Below are 15,642 nucleotides of genomic sequence, written 5' to 3' on the forward strand. Positions count from 1 at the left end.
CTCCTTCATTTTACGTTTATATCGCTAGCAGGTTCTTCTATGCAGTCAGTTCAAGGTACAGATGCTTTGTCAGCACCCGAAACGGCACTTCCTTCCAGTAAAAATGTGCTCATTAAATGGGCTTTATTAGGTACGGTTGGTATCGTTAACGGTTACGCCACTATTCTTATGTATTCTCGCGGTGAGCTCGCCTTTGCGCTGCTTACTCTCATTCTTACCGCTCTGGCCCTTTATATTTTCGGCAGTAAACATACTTACGCACACCGCTATATTTATCCGGGTATCGCGGGAATGATCTTATTCATCCTCTTTCCTTTGGCCTACACCGTTGGTCTGGCTTTTACTAACTACAGTGCTAAAAACCAACTCTCTTTAGAACGTGCACAGACCGTGCTGTTGGATCGAACTTATCAGGGCGGGGAAAGCTATCCTTTCACTCTATACAAAACGGAAAGTGGCTATCGAATTGCAATCGAAGATGGAGAGCAGACGCTCGCTACCGACGTGTTTTCCTTAAATGGCTTATCGGTGACCGATATGGACCTTCAACCTATTGAGGGTATTGAGGGCACCAAAGAGCCGATTAAAACCATTATTAATCACCGTGCTACGTTGAGCTCAATTGATCTGCATTTCCCTAGTGGTGAAGATGTACGTATGAGTGGCTTGCGCAAGTTTGCCGCCGTATCGCCGCTTTACACCATGCAAGATGATGGCGAAACGCTGGTCAATAATCAAACAGGCGAAATACTACGGCCGAATATGGATGTTGGCTTTTATCAACCAGTGGACGAAAGTGGTCAATTTATCGGTGCGACAGTATCGCCTGGTTTTGTGGTGAAAATTGGCACACATAACTTTGAGCGTGTATGGAAAGATGACGGTATTAAAGAGCCTTTCATCAATATCTTTATCTGGACGGTCGTTTTCTCAACCTTAACCGTGATTTTCACTCTTATGATAGGGCTAGTGTTGGCTAGTGTTGTGCAATGGGAAGAGCTTAAAGGTCGCGCCGTTTACCGAGTGCTATTAATCCTGCCTTATGCTGTTCCTGCCTTTATTTCTATTTTGATCTTCAAAGGCTTGTTCAACCAAAGCTTTGGTGAGATCAATATGGTGCTCAACAGTATTTTTGGCATTAGTCCTAGCTGGTTCTCAGACCCCTTTCTCGCTAAAAGTATGGTGCTGATCGTCAATACTTGGCTTGGTTTTCCTTACATGATGATTTTGTGTATGGGTCTTTTGAAAGCGATTCCAGAGGATTTATATGAAGCATCGGCGATTGATGGTGCAGGTTTTTTACACAACTTCACCCGTATCACATTGCCGCTCATGATCAAACCAATGACTCCGTTACTTATTGCGAGCTTTGCGTTTAACTTTAACAACTTTGTGATGATTCAACTTCTGACACAAGGTGGCCCGAATATGATTGGTACTTCAGAGCCAGCCGGCTACACCGATTTACTCGTAAGCTATACCTATCGTATTGCGTTTGAAGGAGCTGGTGGTCAAGACTTCGGTTTGGCTAGTGCCATCGCAACCTTGATCTTCTTACTGGTTGGTGGGTTAGCACTACTCAACTTACGTTTTACGAAGCTGTCACAGAATTAAGGAGTAATCGTTATGGCGATGGTACAAGGTCAATCTCTCAAATATCGCTTATGGGCGACTCATGTTGCTCTGTGGGCATTTTTATCGCTGATCATTTTTCCACTATTGATGGTCATTGCGATTTCATTTCGTGAAGGGAACTTTGCCACAGGCAGTTTGATCCCGGATAACCCATCTCTAGAACACTGGAAATTGGCATTAGGTTTTGCTGTCACTAATGCTGATGGCTCTGTTACACCGCCGCCATTTCCGGTTCTGACTTGGTTATGGAATTCAGTGAAAGTAGCAGGCATTACTTCAGTGCTCATTGTGGCCCTATCGACAACATCTGCTTATGCCTTTGCGCGCATGCGTTTTAAAGGTAAAGACACCATCCTAAAAGCGATGATGATTTTTCAAATGTTCCCAGCGGTACTGGCACTGGTTGCGATGTATGCACTGTTTGACAAATTAGGTCAATACATCCCATTTCTTGGCTTAAATACGCATGGTGGTTTGATTTTCTCCTACCTAGGTGGTATCGCACTGCACGTATGGACGATCAAAGGCTATTTTGAAACGATAGATAACTCATTAGAAGAAGCGGCTGCTTTAGATGGAGCTACACCATGGCAAGCCTTTAGACTGGTGCTGCTACCACTCTCTGTGCCGATCCTTGCGGTTGTGTTTATTCTCTCGTTTATTGGGGTGGTTGGTGAAGTACCAGTGGCATCTTTGCTACTTTCTGATGTAAACTCATATACATTAGCGGTGGGTATGCAGCAGTATCTTTATCCTCAGAACTATTTGTGGGGAGATTTTGCAGCAGCAGCAGTGTTGTCTGCTTTACCTATCACTGTCGTATTTTTGCTTGCACAGCGCTGGTTAGTCGGAGGACTTACGGCCGGTGGTGTGAAAGGATAATAACGATAGGGCGACCGTGAGGTCGCCCATACTGTATTAGCTTAACGTATTTGGTTTGGCCGCCGATCAGTTAAGTAATATGCAAATCTGGCGTTACGCATAGCTGGCTGTTAGCTTTATTCCTTACTATCCAACAAACTAACAGTTTTTGTAACCAAGACCCGAGCATTGCTTGGGTTTTTTTATACCTGTACTAAAGGGTGCTATTGGTAACGCGCATGCAGTATATGATGAATTGAATGTCTCAAAAGTGAAATGGTGTTTGGATGCGACCCACATCTGAAATCTTTGTGTAACGTCGTAAAGGAAGGCTAAAAAATTAGAACTCACGGCTAGAAGGGGCGCAGCCTAAGTATTGCAAAAGGACATACAAACTCTCTTGCTGCAGCGCAACGCGGCGAAACAAATCGGCGAAGGTATCATCTCCGCCAAAGCAGGTACGGATATAGTGGTTAATTTCTTGGGGCTGGTAGCCTTCAACGTAAAGCGTTCGGACCCAGTGATACTCAATTGACTTTGGGTCGACTAATGTTGATTCGCTCAAGGTAATCTCTCTGGGAGTCAAAGCCTTTTCCTATCATCGATGCAAAATTTCAGAGGGCTCGATTTAAGCAGATAAAGATGAAGAAAAAATGACAACTGAGCGCATCGTGGGTGGTTATTTTAAGTACTTAACGTGAGCTTCCATCTCTTCCCCTATCTCTTTACGCATGTTCATTAAGCGTATCGCTGATTGGCGTAGGGCAATATCTTCTGCTGTTTGCGGCACCCATTCGGGTATAGGGGTGGGCTTGCCTTGCCCATCGACAGCCACCATGATGACAATACAATGGGTAGTCAGCTGGTTTTTCAACTCTTTTGGATCGCTCGCTTGCACATCAATGGCAATATGCATTGAGCTCGTTCCCGTATAAATGACTTTTGCGCTGACTTCAACGAGGTTCCCTACGTGGATAGGAGCGACAAAGCGGATCCCTCCCGCATAAGCGGTGATGCAATATTTACCACTCCAGCCTGCAGAGCACGCATAGGCCGCTAGATCTATCCATTTCATGACAGCGCCACCGTGGACTTTACCACCGAAATTCACATCACCGGGCTCTGCTAAAAAACGCAAAGTTATTGCACGTTGGCCACTACTCATTGGGGAATCCTTGTTTTTTATTAACGGAATCATAAATAACAAAGCGTTAACCAAACTGCAATATTATTTTGAATGCAGCAGATATAAAAAATCCTCTTAGTTGCCTAAGAGGATTTTTAAAGCCGAGCGGTACGAGTTATTTACTTTATGTTGTACCTTATTGAGCCAACTGAGCGTTAGTTATTCAGTTGCGTTAATAATAGTTTAAACAGTATTTCGACGTAACTGTTCGATCGAACAGGTTCTATCTCTGATGAGATTGTTTAGCGTGATTTCTCCAATAACCTAAGGAGAAGTCACATGACTATTTCAATTTATTCACATACCTTTCAAAGTGTCCCTCAAGCTGATTATGTGTCATTGCTGAAGTTACGCTATAAAGTTTTTTCGCAACGCTTGCAGTGGGAGCTAAAAACAAATCGAGGAATGGAGACTGATGAGTACGACGTTCCAGAAGCACACTATTTGTATGCCAAAGAGGAACAGGGTCATTTAGTGGGGTGTTGGCGAATTTTGCCAACGACGTCGCGTTATATGCTTAAAGATACTTTTTCGGAATTACTCGGTGTGCAGCAAGCACCCAAAGCAAAGGAGATTTATGAGCTGAGTCGTTTTGCGGTCGATAAAGATCATTCGGCGCAATTGGGCGGCGTGAGTAATGTTACGCTGCAGATGTTTCAGTCGCTGTATCATCACGCCCAGCAATATCACATCAATGCCTATGTAACGGTCACATCGGCCAGTGTGGAAAAATTGATTAAGCGGATGGGGATCCCATGCGAAAGACTCGGTGATAAAAAAGTGCATCTTTTGGGAAGTACACGTTCAGTCGCTTTGCATATTCCAATGAATGAAGCATATCGTGCAAGTGTCAATGCATAAGTCTTATAAATAGGGATTGATATAGCCACCTAAAATAGCTTTAGTGATCGCTTGGTAGCGATTCGTCGCGCCAAGCTTTTTACAAGCATTACTGAAATGGAACTTCACGGTACGTTCTGACGTATTAATAATCGTGGCAATTTCCCAAGCGCTTTTGCCTTCGGCCGCCCAAGCTAAGCATTGTACTTCACGTGCGGTGAGCACCGCTCTCGGTTTTGCGTCTTTATGGTAACGGGTGATGTTGCCAATATTATGAGCCAGTAACGGTACAATGAGCTGTGAGGTATGGATACTTTGTTGATTCAAATCGTAAGACTTGGTATCTGAGGTTGCAAAACTTATCATGCCAAATTCCCCCCTAAGTCCATGGATTGGAATGCTAAATCCCGCTTTGAGTCCATTGCAACGCGCCTCTTCAAAAATGACTCGTCCATCATCATTGACTCGTTTAGCGTCATCCCAGCGAATGGGCAAAAAATTGGTAATGCTGTATTTGACAATCGGATCGATATGCATGAAGCCGGATTCATCATATTGCTGTCGCCAGCTATTGGGGTAATTGTCCGTGACAAGCGTTTCACTGGTTTTTAACGTGGGTTGAAAAGAGAGGCCAAAGAGGAAAAATTCATGACCAATTAAGTTATTGAGCCCATTGAGTACATTTTCCAAATCATCGTGGCTAGTGATTTGTTGGTTCTCTTGGATCAGTCTCAGAATTTTGTACATAAGCCGAAAGTTCTAAATTGCGTCGTACTATATTGGCATTTATATCAAAAAAAACCGTAACAGTACGAGCAAATAATGAAATAGTTTATCTATTTGGCGGGAAAATCTAGTTCAAATGTCGGTTTGGCCTCAATCTATCTATACCACCTGAATGGTTACTTCATTTTCACGAGCGAATGCATCAATTTCTTCTGGTGGTTGAGCATTAGTAATGATCAAATCGACATCGGCAATTGTGCCTAGCTTCACCATGGCATTACGTCCGAATTTACTGTGGTCGACACCGAGATAAACACAGCGACTATTTTCGATGATCGCCCGTTTGACTCTCACTTCGTGATAATCGAAATCTAAAAGTGAGCCATCATAGTCAATGCCGCTAATCCCTAAAATACCGAAATCGAGACGAAATTGTGAAATGAAATCCAAAGTGGCTTCACCCGTCACGCCACCGTCTTTATTGCGCACTTCACCGCCCGCTAAGATGACATTGAAATCCGGTTTGGCCATTAAAATCGTCGCCACGTTAATGTTGTTGGTGACAATGCGCAGATTTTCGTGATTGAGCATTAATGCCCGAGCGATAGCTTCAGGTGTCGTGCCTATGTCGATAAAGAGCGTTGCGCCATCGGGAATGTGTTTGACTAGCTCGGCAGCCACTTTCTCTTTTTCTTGCTGATAAGTTACTTGGCGAGTGTGGTAAGAGGAGTTTTCAGAACTAGACGCGATGGTGGCGCCGCCGTGATTGCGTCGTAACTTATTGGCATCTGCAAGTTCGTTGAGATCTCGGCGGATGGTTTGTGGGCTGACATTGAATCGCTCGACTAAATCATCGGTACTCACAAATCCGTGTGTTTGAACTAATTCGATAATTTCTTGATGGCGTTTAACTGCTTTCACCTTAAATATCCTTATTCATTGAAGCTTAAATAGGTCAATACCTTGAATGCTTACTTTGCGTAAGGCACTACGACTTTGTGAGTGTACGGTTTAATCGACCAAATTCAATCATTAGTGAATGGGATACGCGAGTATTTGCTCGTTTTAAGTGATAATTCACATTAAACGAACATTATAGACCCTTTATGGAACATAGTTATGTTTCTTGGAATGTGGCACATTGATTCCGTCCAGCGAGCTTGGCTTTATAAAGTGCTTTGTCTGAGCGGCGATAAATTTCGAAAAAATCGGCATCGCTGCCCGCAATTTCAGAGATACCACAACTGATACTAAAGTGTGCGCCGTTGTCAAAAAATGCGTATGCATAAAATTCTTTACGCAAACGATCTGCCACTTGAAAGGCCTCATGCGCATTCGCCTTATGCAGAACAATCAGAAACTCTTCACCACCAATTCTACCGCAGGCATCGCCATGGCGTGTGTGCTTTCTCGCTATCTCTGCTAACTGCCAAATCACATCATCTCCTCGCTGGTGGCCATAGGTGTCGTTTACTAACTTGAAGTTGTCGATATCAATGGCAATACAACTTATCGGATAATGATCACGCTGAGCCAACGTAAATTCATTACACGCTTCTCGCCACAACTTGCGGCGATTGTAGAGCTGCGTTAAGTCATGGGTATTGGCTAGAGTGTGAAGCTGTTCTCGCAGTTCGACAATATCGGTAATCTCAGTAGAAACACCGATAAGGCCAATCACTTCACCCGTTTGTATACTTAGAATAGGTTTCTTTATTGCGCGGTAGACGCGTACTTTGGTATCAAATTTTGCTTGTGCACGTTCTTCACTGATGAAAGGCTGTTTGGTATCAAATACCATTTGATCGCTGTGTAAAATATCGGCGAGTAGGTCATCTTGAAAAAAATCATGATCAGTTTTGCCTCTGAGTTCTTCCAAAGTTGTGCCAAACAGTTTAAGTGTTAGCTGATTTGCATACAGATACTCACCTTGGCGGTTTTTTACGAATACGTATGAACCGAGCTCGTTGAGAACAAGCTCATGCAAGGCAAACAAATTATTGCTATACACATCTTCGATGTTATCAAGAATCATTATCTGGCCACCAAATTTGCTAGGTTGCCTAACGGATCTGACGTAAAGGATCCCTCAATACATTTCATTTTTGTTTATTTTTATTCTTCTTCCATAAACATAGCTCGAATCGATGCTAGATGCTCAATTTTATGGTTGTATTGCGCCCTCGATAGCTGTTGTACGGCTTTTTGTCAGTTTTATTTGGGATAAAATAACCCCGGAAATTACCATCGTTCCACCTAAAAGATGGTAGTTTTGCACTGTTTCACCTAACAGGGTTGTGGCAAGCGAAACCGCCACCACAGGTAACAAATTCATAAACATCGCACTAGAGTCTGCACCAATTAAGTCGATCGCTTTTACCCACATCCATGGAGCCAATAAGGATGCAGCGACAGAAGCGTAAGCGATTAGGGGCAGCGAGCCTTCCGTGGGTAGGAGATGTTCACTGGTCAACCATAATGGTGTCAGCATTAAGACAGCAAACAACCCTTGCATATAAATAAGCGTCCAATTGCTTAGCGGCATTTTCCACCGTTTAAGTAACACACAATAAAGTGCGTAAACGGTTGCAGCCACCACCATTAATGCATCACCATGTGTAATATCTTGATGCAAGAAGAAGCTCATATCGCCTTGACCTAGCATAAAAGCAAGCCCTGCGAGAGAGAGGACTCCTCCGACAACACTCAAAGCTGAAATGCGCTTATGGAGCAGAGGAACGCTGATGAACACACTGAGCAGTGGTACCAGCGAAGTGATCAACGACATATTTGATGCAGTAGTCGTTAGCCCTGCGTAATAGCCAAGAGACTGATTCAGTACCATGCCTAACATGGCTAAAAAAGCCAGTTTAGTTAAATGGGGTTTGATGATTACCCATTGGCGGATCACGGTAGGTAAGCAAAAGGGGGTTAGCAACAGCATCGCGACAAACCAGCGATAAAAACTCATCGCACTTGGCTCAATGGTTTCTGCGGCGAGCTTGTTGATGATAGAGTTACCACCCCAAATTAGAACCGTGAATAGTGGAAGAAGATATACCATGTGAGCCTCGTCGCAAATTGTGCTTTGAAGTATAGTGTGGCAGGTCTCTATAATTATATATATCTCCAAAACGACATTGCGAGCGATAGGAAGACAAGTTTGAAAAAAGCGCCCAGAAATCTTCACCCTTCACTATCGATTGACAGTGCGCCATCGGATGTCTTTATGAATTTCGATGCGTTTTTGTCAAACACAGAAACGCGAACTCATAGCCATCCATGGGGACAAGTGCAGCTAATTTCCGGCGGGATTTTGGAAATGGAAGCGCAAGAAACGCGATTTCTCGCACCGCCTCATCTCGCGATTTGGGTTCCTACGGGGGTGAAACACTGCAGCTATAATCGTAAGCCAATTGAATATTGTTCGCTCAATATTGATCGGGCTCTCACCCATGGTTTTCCCAAGCACACCAGTTTGATAAAAGTGACGCCCATCGTTTCTGCCATCATTGAGGATTTTCGATCGCGTGAAATCAGTGTGGCTCAAAACGCGCAAGATAAACGTTTAGTTCAAGTATTGCTCGATCAATTGGCAACGCAAGAAACGCAGCATCATTTTTTGCCTTCCACTAATCACAAATATTTAGCCCCGATTTTAGCGGCGGTAGAAGAAAACCCGACCGATGATACGACATTGGCTTTGTGGGCTGAAAAAGTACATACCACAGAGCGAACATTAGCGCGTCATTGCCAAACGGAACTAGGGATGAGTTTTACCGAATGGCGATTAAGAGTACGCTATCTCTATTCCATGGATTTACTGCGCACAGGGCATTCAGTGAAAGAGGTAGCATTAACTCTTGGCTACAACCAAGCCAGTCCTTTTATTACTATGTTTAAAAAATACTCCGGCCAAACGCCGGAACAGTATAAAAATCGTTTGTTATAATATTGCTTAAGCGTATGTAAGCACTTTGTCGCTGATCAAACCATAAAGAAGTGCCTTAGACTTGATATGGTGACTTTTTACAACGTTAAGGGACAAATTATGTGAGTTCGATCTCTTACAGACAATCTTAATTTATCAGTTGGTGAAGTCATTAAAGCAGTATTGCGTTTAATTGGATAGGTTGTACTAATACATCTTTAGATGAGCAGATTAATTAACACTCATGATTTGAAAAGTTATGAATATTGCTGAAAGATTAAGTGACACATGACATACAGCTGACATATTTTTAATATATACACGTCTTCGTTGAATATGATTGATTGTCGATAAAGTCAGGTTCATGTTATGTATATTAAATCTTGCTATGTATACTAAAAAATAGTATTGCCGTATCAAAAAAATCAGAAACAAGTTTTATCAAAATCGTGCGGCTTGAATTAACTATAGATCAATGCAACTTTTGTCATATAAAATCACGAAAAAAAAGATGACAATATAAATTACTTTGTTATTTTCCCGTCAATGTTTTTAAACAGGATGATAGCATACATAACCCCCATCTCCATATAGTGTTGGTTCATTTATTCTAACTTCCTTTTTATTCTGATATTTCCAAGTCTAAATATCGTTATATATCCATTAATTTATAAGAGTTGATAATAGATGCCTTCCATACAAAAACCAACGTCATTAGAAAGAATAGATTCAACATCAAATCTAGCCAGTAGTGGTACAACCATACATCCTCATGTCAAAGTTATATCTGTTCAGCATGTTAATAAACCTAAAAGTAATTCACAAACAAAAAATAGGTCAGAGAAAATTTTAAAAAAATTAGATTCGGAAATAGAAAACAGTAAAGGTAATACGAATAATGAACGTAAGCATAAAGAAGATCTACAACGTATCAAGTATTGGGTAGAGAGGGCGCAAGTTGGAGAAGTATCTGATGAAAGTCATTATGAGGAAGTATTTATTAACGAAGTGGATAGGTGTTTAGGTCAAAGTAGGAAAACATACATTGAGCAAAAAGCCCGTGAGTTAATACTTCAAATTAAAGCATACGATGTCGAAGGCGGTATAAGGCCAAACCGATTCAACACCAGTGCAGGCGGCGTAGCCTTAAGAATTCTTTCCGTGTTCAGTGGCCACTTATTTCCAGAGCCTATGGTTTTGGACTCTGCTAGGAACGGTTCAGTATCGACTAGCCCATCCTTGCCTTTTGGGGGGCAGCCAAGGATACAACCTTCGCTACAAAACGCTATGAAAATGAAAACAATAAAGGTTGAAAGCTCGGCTTCGCCTGTTAAACAGGACGTTAATGTAGTGGCAAGCCGCCAAAATTCAAGCCCCGCTCTTGGAAAAAGCTACAAGTATGGAAAAGAGATAACAACGCACTTAATGGCTACTGAAAACAATATGCATGGTCATCAGGGAAATCTAGAGCTTATCAAAGAGACTCTCGAAAACTATACAGAAAATTTGATGACGTTTGAGGATGGGGAGATTGTTGAAAATACTGAGGTGAGAGAAAAAATACAAAATTTATTCTCTTCCATATCAATTGAAGACATCGAAGAGCTTGAAAATCAAGCTGTTGAAACTTCTATTGATGAAGACACGGATGATGAGAATGTCATTGATAGTCATACTCGGCAAAAAAGGTCGCTTTCTTCTGGCTGGAAGCGAAAAGATTACGGTGGAATAGAAGAACACTTTGTCAAAAGAATCAATGAAAAAATGGAGCGTAAAGATATTTCCATACATCGAAAACGCATATTTTTTAAGAAAAAACTTGCAGAGATTAAGATCAATGTATTGCGTTTAAATACACTCCAAGAAAAAGGTATTAAAGTATCCAAGCCACGGCTTATACATCTAAACTTCAAGCAAAAATTTTTGCAGTCAAAATTAGATCAATTGGTCGCTTTTAAAAAATCCAAATCGACATTTAGCAATCTGCTTGATTTATGGAATGGAGAATTGGATAAAAATGCGTTGAATGAGCTATCAACAGAATTGTCTGAATTAAGAGCCAATTTTATAAATCAGTTGTCAATATTGAGTGTTTCCTCCACTGATAGAGAAAATGATCCACTCCCATTCAACAATACCATTTTAGTACTGAATGAAAACATCGCAATACTAAGTAACCTATTACAGTTAGTCTCTAAATTACCCTATTTTAATGATGCTAAATCACTGAAAATTTTAAATGAACGCAGTATTGAATGGCAATCTTTAGATAACAATTTTAGAAAGCTGATAAAAAAAATATCTAAGAGCGGAATAGATTCAATCAATACAACTAGCGCAATACGAAAACTGAAGAGTCTGAACTACTTCATTGACGAGCAAATTCAAGAAACTAAAAACTATGTAAATACCTGTACTGATGCCTTATTTGTCGGGTGGCTAGGAGAGAAAAATCGGCAAGGTGCGACGCCACTTTATTTCAACCGAGAGTCGCTTTATCGAGATATTATTGAATTCAAATCTAAAATGGCCGTTCAAGATAGCATCGATGAACGTACTAGAAATTCCTTAGAAATTGAATCACTTGTAATGAAGTCATTGCCTAGCACCGAGCTAACTGAAGTAGAACTATCAAATACAGCCGCCGCTCTATATTTAACCTCAAGAATTTACGATATAAAAAAAACTGATCCCCATGCAGTAGAGAATATTGATATCGATAAATTTATTTTTTCAGACCTTATATACAGCTTCTCAGACCATTTAGGTCGAATTAAATACGATGTAATTTCAGTCGTCGACTACCTGTGCAGTGAGGCAACAAACCATCCAATATTAAAACGTAAGCAAGTCAGTGTTTCTTGGCCTAGTGAAGTTCATGACAATTTACTAATATTTCTTAATGAAGAGAAAGTGAATGTTACTAAGTTTTTAAGATTTATGGAGAAGCAATCTAGTGTAGAAGCGAATAAAGATAAATTGCTGAGTAGCATTGAAACTCCGATGAGTTATTTCCAACACACATTAGATAGACTTGCCGTGAATGAACCCGGTGTTGAACTGTCAAATACAGTAACATACCGCTATACAGTATTCAGTCATCATCCGGAAGCGCACTCTGTAGCGATGCGTGAAAACCCTCCGGTAAAAAAAAGCTTTTCTATTGCAGATATTCTAACGGGTAGGGAACGAGCATGGCGAGCAGAGAATACGGCTTATAATGAACGAGAGATCATTAACACATCAGGTATTTCTAATTCTTTGATCCACAGTCTTGAAAATACTGACACACAAGCTGAATTTTTGCGTTTAATGAACGCATTAAGGTCTGATTTACAAGTAAAAGAGCGTTTTTATGATTACGCTAAGTCGGCACTTGAACTACACCAATTGGACATTAATCATTCATATTCAATCCGTGAGGCTCCTATGCTTCTCATCTATCCATCGCCTGAAGATGGGCCACATTTTTCCAAAAAATGGTCATATGATTTAAACCCAGAGTATAGCCCTATAAAATTATTTTCTTTATTAACGAATAAAGTTCTTATATTTGCATCAATTAATGATTTTAAAAGACAAATAAGAGTAAATACAGAATTACGAGAATGGGTTCAGCTTCATTTTCCGGCCGAATTTCATGGGAATTATGACCAAATGACGATTGATAAAAAAGGCATGGATTATTCTAATCTTTTTGAACGTACAATTGATAAATATTCAAATGATATGGATGTATTAGTTAGTTCGCACTTAGAATCGGCAGCTTTGGGTATGTTGAATAGAATCGAAAAAATATCACATATATTAGCACTTCCAGCAGTGGGGATGGGGACTGTTGCTGGGTTTTTATACGGTACTACAATGTCAATTGGTCCATTACTTGGGAAAGCCGCAATTAGCGATACTGAAGAAGAGCGAAATAAATACTTAAAAGAAGTAGCGATCTCTGTAGCGATAGAGTTGGTATTTGAAGGTGGTGGCAAGCTAATAGGGACAGCCACAAAAGCCGTAAAAGCGACAAAAGATGCCATTGATACTGTTGCAAATAACTTTTTCAAGCATCAATGGCAACGAAAAGCGATATTTCAGTCGCTCGATATACCGAGTGACATCGTAGATGTAGGCCGTTTGTTGACCAATAATGAGCTGGAAAATGCGCTTTGTTCACGCGTGAAGCGAGCTCCTGGTGCGTTATGTACGCTATTGAGAAAAAGGTTACTTGATACATCGCGGGAGGTTATGAGTAAAAAGTCATTCGAAGCATTTGCTCACATTGCTCATGAGCAGGGGGTTGATCTCTCAGGGATTAAAACTATGACTGTAGGTTATAGAAAAGCGAACAATGAAATAGGCTTTGGGGCGATAGGTAAGGTATACCAGCTTGATGACAATTTTGTTGTGAAAGATTATAGCGGAAACATTCGCTTGGATGAGAATCCTGCTCGCTCATCGCTGTGTAGACTTTACGCTGCCAGAAACACTGAAGCCGCATTCAACAGATTGTATGGGGAAGGTTCTGCTGAGGTGATACTTCATGACACTACCGATCCCATGGTAAAAACTGTCTCGGTCAAAATGAAAAAAATTCATGGGGATTCGTTGAGTAACATCATTAGAAATGCTCGACCAGAGCTGTCAGATGTCGTTCGAAAGTTCAAAGAAGAGGGTATAGTTAATGAACTTGTGGAATATCTAAGATCTAATGGGATCGACCATAATGATATAAATTTGGGTAATATTTTATACGATCCTCATACAGGTAAGTTTGCGCTTATCGATTTTGATAGTGCCCAGATAATTCCAGTGGTTGGGGAAAGCCTTTCAGCAGGAAAAGTTAAAACCATCAGGCAGAATCTAAACCATGTATTTAATGAAGCTGAAAGAGCATTAAAAAGCAGTCAAAGCTCGGTATTATCTGACTTAGATGAAGTAAGTGGAAATTCATGGGGTTCTATGCTTGAGCGTATACCCATTATTGGAAACATAATACAAGTACGAAATATTAAAAGAAGTTTAGCTAATGCTCTGCCTATCGCTAAAAGTAAGCTTGATAATACCTTATCTGCTATGGATAACACGGCACTAAATGATGATGTTAGGCTTGCTCAGGATGTATTTTTTGGTAAAGATTTTTATGATGACCCTAGTAGTCAAGAGAGACTGAGATCCATTATCGAAGCAATGCGTTCCGATACTGAACGGTTGTCTGTAGTGAATTTTGATATAGGTAACCAGATTGAGGGTAGCTCAGTCATAGTCGCTGCGTTGTCGCGCTCTGAATACGCTAAGTTTGGATTAGATCAACGAGTAAAATTTATTAAAGTCAACAAAAGAGGATTTAATCAGTACTACCAAAAAATGGGGAAAAGTGACAGAGCTGTGGCGGATGTATTAATCCACGAACTCTCTCATGGTGCGCCGAATAGTTTGGATTTTGTCTATGTTGGTACTAAAAAACAGGCAACAGGATATGTTGATATTTATGAATTAGCAAACCTTGCAAATGACAAAATAGAATATCGTAGTGATTCCATCGGGCTCAACCCAACTAGCAGTTTAGGTGGTCCACATCTTAGATCCATAAACAGTATTTCAGGAAAAAAAGGTATTAGGAATGCAGACTCTATTGCTCAGTATGTTTCCTTGCTTGATAAGTTTCGTAGCAATTTTGGTGGATTTGATGTAGATATGAAAACATTGAGAACGTTGCAATTAGAAACAAATGATTTTTCTCAAAGAGCTCACGAAGGCGTACGTGTTAACCGGATGCAACGTTCTATAGTCGAAAAACACTCTCGCATTTTGGTTGCTATTGATAGGGATAGTGGGGATTTTGATCTCTATGTCCCAGTAAGTGAAGGGGCCCTCAACTAAATTCTACGTGTTAAAAATGCATGAGGATAAGTTTCTCTCTCATGCATAATAACAAGTTCTGCATACACGCTAACCTAGAATTGTTAGTTTATGTTGACAGCGAGTCAATAGGTCATATTTATTTTTTCAAGTATAGACGTGTATATTTCATCTGGTCTATAAAATATTATTCCTATGTACGAAAAGAATAAGGTTAGACATTGAAGTACAACCTAATTTGTCCATTAGTCTTTTTTTATACGTGCTAACGGTTTTCTCGCTTAGAATCAATAAATTTGCAATTTCTTTATTTCTATAACCTTGAGCCAAATATTTTAGAACTAGAATTTCTCTAGCAGATAGACTGTTAACTAATTCATTTGCATCTGATGAAGTATCAACATATATATCACAATGGCTATTAATATATGATTCTAATTTTGTTTTTATATTAGAGATATCATCTTGTTTTGATATATATGCTTTTATATTGATTTTTTCCAAATGCTCTTTTATTAAACTATGTGGCATAGAGGATAAAATAATATAATTTTGATCAGTATGAGGGGGGCATCGTTTGATCACTTCAAAACCGTCGAGATGAGGT

Annotated in this window: 12 protein-coding genes; 5 read left to right on the forward strand and 7 right to left on the reverse strand. The window is 40.4% G+C overall.

The genetic code is table 11. The features are described 5' to 3' along the window. Positions 1 to 39: 39 nt before the first annotated feature. Positions 40 to 1,614, forward strand: coding sequence for a maltose ABC transporter permease MalF (gene malF / locus AACT23_RS02920; protein ID WP_013868068.1), 1,575 nt, complete (start codon positions 40 to 42; stop codon positions 1,612 to 1,614). A 12-nt stretch (positions 1,615 to 1,626) separates the two neighbouring features. Beyond that, positions 1,627 to 2,517, forward strand: coding sequence for a maltose ABC transporter permease MalG (gene malG / locus AACT23_RS02925; protein WP_010317575.1), 891 nt, complete (start codon positions 1,627 to 1,629; stop codon positions 2,515 to 2,517). A 319-nt stretch (positions 2,518 to 2,836) separates the two neighbouring features. Here malG and AACT23_RS02930 read toward each other — a convergent pair whose 3' ends face one another. Beyond that, complete coding sequence (locus tag AACT23_RS02930) at positions 2,837 to 3,082, reverse strand: hypothetical protein (RefSeq protein WP_013868067.1); 246 nt, start codon at positions 3,080 to 3,082, stop codon at positions 2,837 to 2,839. A 93-nt stretch (positions 3,083 to 3,175) separates the two neighbouring features. Beyond that, entirely contained in the window at positions 3,176 to 3,661 is a 486-nt protein-coding gene (locus AACT23_RS02935; protein ID WP_026027856.1) for an acyl-CoA thioesterase, read from the reverse strand. 300 nt (positions 3,662 to 3,961) lie between these two features. Between AACT23_RS02935 and AACT23_RS02940 the strand changes: the two genes are divergently transcribed. Then, entirely contained in the window at positions 3,962 to 4,543 is a 582-nt protein-coding gene (locus AACT23_RS02940) for an acyl-homoserine-lactone synthase (RefSeq protein ID WP_013868065.1), read from the forward strand. A 3-nt stretch (positions 4,544 to 4,546) separates the two neighbouring features. Here the strand turns inward: AACT23_RS02940 and AACT23_RS02945 are convergent, their stop codons facing one another. The 4 genes from AACT23_RS02945 to AACT23_RS02960 form a co-directional block, all read right to left on the reverse strand. Next, complete coding sequence (locus AACT23_RS02945; RefSeq protein ID WP_017050309.1) at positions 4,547 to 5,269, reverse strand: helix-turn-helix transcriptional regulator; 723 nt, start codon at positions 5,267 to 5,269, stop codon at positions 4,547 to 4,549. 138 nt (positions 5,270 to 5,407) lie between these two features. Then, positions 5,408 to 6,169: a DeoR/GlpR family transcriptional regulator gene (locus tag AACT23_RS02950; protein WP_013868063.1), complete on the reverse strand. Its 762-nt coding sequence runs from the start codon at positions 6,167 to 6,169 to the stop codon at positions 5,408 to 5,410. 196 nt (positions 6,170 to 6,365) lie between these two features. Beyond that, a complete protein-coding gene (locus AACT23_RS02955; RefSeq protein ID WP_094128097.1) occupies positions 6,366 to 7,283 on the reverse strand; it encodes a GGDEF domain-containing protein in 918 nt (305 codons plus the stop codon). Between the two features lie 129 nt (positions 7,284 to 7,412). Beyond that, on the reverse strand, positions 7,413 to 8,312 hold the full coding sequence (locus tag AACT23_RS02960) for a DMT family transporter (protein ID WP_013868061.1): 900 nt from the start codon (positions 8,310 to 8,312) through the stop codon (positions 7,413 to 7,415). Between the two features lie 99 nt (positions 8,313 to 8,411). Here AACT23_RS02960 and AACT23_RS02965 point away from each other — a divergent pair, with 99 nt between their 5' ends. Beyond that, entirely contained in the window at positions 8,412 to 9,200 is a 789-nt protein-coding gene (locus tag AACT23_RS02965; RefSeq protein WP_094128100.1) for an AraC family transcriptional regulator, read from the forward strand. 666 nt (positions 9,201 to 9,866) lie between these two features. Continuing rightward, the gene (locus tag AACT23_RS02970; RefSeq protein ID WP_094128103.1) at positions 9,867 to 15,056 is read left to right on the forward strand and encodes a hypothetical protein; all 5,190 of its coding nucleotides are present in this window, start codon (positions 9,867 to 9,869) and stop codon (positions 15,054 to 15,056) included. Between the two features lie 156 nt (positions 15,057 to 15,212). Here AACT23_RS02970 and AACT23_RS02975 read toward each other — a convergent pair. Continuing rightward, a partial coding sequence (locus tag AACT23_RS02975; protein WP_094128106.1) for a response regulator transcription factor occupies positions 15,213 to 15,642 on the reverse strand: 430 nt, incomplete at its 5' end.

The sequence above is a fragment of the Vibrio sp. V09_P4A23P171 genome (genome assembly GCF_963875615.1).
GTDB classification, from domain to species: domain Bacteria; phylum Pseudomonadota; class Gammaproteobacteria; order Enterobacterales; family Vibrionaceae; genus Vibrio; species Vibrio anguillarum.

Excerpts from the sequence above, each read along its gene's own strand:
- malG (WP_010317575.1), top strand. The coding sequence starts at position 1,627 with ATGGCGATGGTACAAGGTCAATCTCTCAAATATCGCTTATGGGCGACT.
- malF (WP_013868068.1), top strand. The coding sequence starts at position 40 with ATGCAGTCAGTTCAAGGTACAGATGCTTTGTCAGCACCCGAAACGGCA.
- AACT23_RS02955 (WP_094128097.1), bottom strand. The coding sequence starts at position 7,283 with ATGATTCTTGATAACATCGAAGATGTGTATAGCAATAATTTGTTTGCC.
- AACT23_RS02940 (WP_013868065.1), top strand. The coding sequence starts at position 3,962 with ATGACTATTTCAATTTATTCACATACCTTTCAAAGTGTCCCTCAAGCT.
- AACT23_RS02945 (WP_017050309.1), bottom strand. The coding sequence starts at position 5,269 with ATGTACAAAATTCTGAGACTGATCCAAGAGAACCAACAAATCACTAGC.
- AACT23_RS02960 (WP_013868061.1), bottom strand. The coding sequence starts at position 8,312 with ATGGTATATCTTCTTCCACTATTCACGGTTCTAATTTGGGGTGGTAAC.
- AACT23_RS02970 (WP_094128103.1), top strand. The coding sequence starts at position 9,867 with ATGCCTTCCATACAAAAACCAACGTCATTAGAAAGAATAGATTCAACA.
- AACT23_RS02935 (WP_026027856.1), bottom strand. The coding sequence starts at position 3,661 with ATGAGTAGTGGCCAACGTGCAATAACTTTGCGTTTTTTAGCAGAGCCC.